The organism is Micromonospora foliorum (assembly GCF_022229015.1).
GTDB lineage: Bacteria > Actinomycetota > Actinomycetes > Mycobacteriales > Micromonosporaceae > Micromonospora > Micromonospora foliorum.
In genome coordinates, this window is sequence record NZ_JAKKFF010000341.1 from 1 (window position 1) to 715 (window position 715).

Genomic DNA, 715 nt, shown 5'->3' on the forward strand with positions numbered 1-715 from the left:
CACCGTGCTGGCCGCCCCGGGGCGGGCCGCCGGGCTGCGCCGCTGGGCGGTGGAGGTGACCGCCGGGCCGGACGGCGACCGGCTGGTCCTGCCGTACGCGGACCCGGACGGGCTGGCCGGTCACCTCGTCGGCTACGGCCCGGACGTGCGGGTCCTCGACCCACCGGAGGTCCGCGAGGCGGTCATCCAACGACTCAAGGAGATCGCCGTGCGACACGACGAGCTGGCCGCCAGCGGGGGTGCCCGGTGACCCGCCCGGCCTCCCGCAACGGTTCCCGCGCGTCCGCCGACCGGCTGGCCCGACTGCTCAACCTGGTGCCCTACCTGCTGGCCCGGCCCGGCATCGAGATCGCCGAGGCGGCCGGTGACCTGGGCGTCACCGAGCGTCAGCTCCGGGAGGACCTGGAGCTGCTCTGGGTGTGCGGGCTGCCCGGGTACGGCCCCGGTGACCTGATCGACATGGCGTTCGACGGTGACCGGGTGACCATCACCTACGACGCCGGCATCGACCGGCCGTTGCGGCTGACGCCCGACGAGGCCCTCGCGCTCGTGGTGGCACTGCGGATGCTCGCCGAGACACCCGGGGTGGCCAACCGGGAGGCCGTCGAACGGGCCCTCGCCAAGATCGAGGACGCGGGTGACCTGGTGGGCGCCCCGGTGGCGGTCCGGTTGCCCGGGGACACCCGGCGGGTCGAGGCGCTGCGCGCCGCCGTGG

1 protein-coding gene and 1 pseudogene are annotated in these 715 nt (G+C 75.9%); both read left to right on the forward strand.

Annotated elements, in window-relative coordinates:
- A partial coding sequence (locus PSH25_RS23620; RefSeq protein ID WP_238661157.1) for a WYL domain-containing protein occupies positions 1-250 on the forward strand: 250 nt, incomplete at its 5' end.
- Positions 247-715: pseudogene (locus PSH25_RS23625) on the forward strand (protein pafC); the annotation flags it as partial. The gene PSH25_RS23620 and the pseudogene PSH25_RS23625, both read left to right, overlap by 4 nt.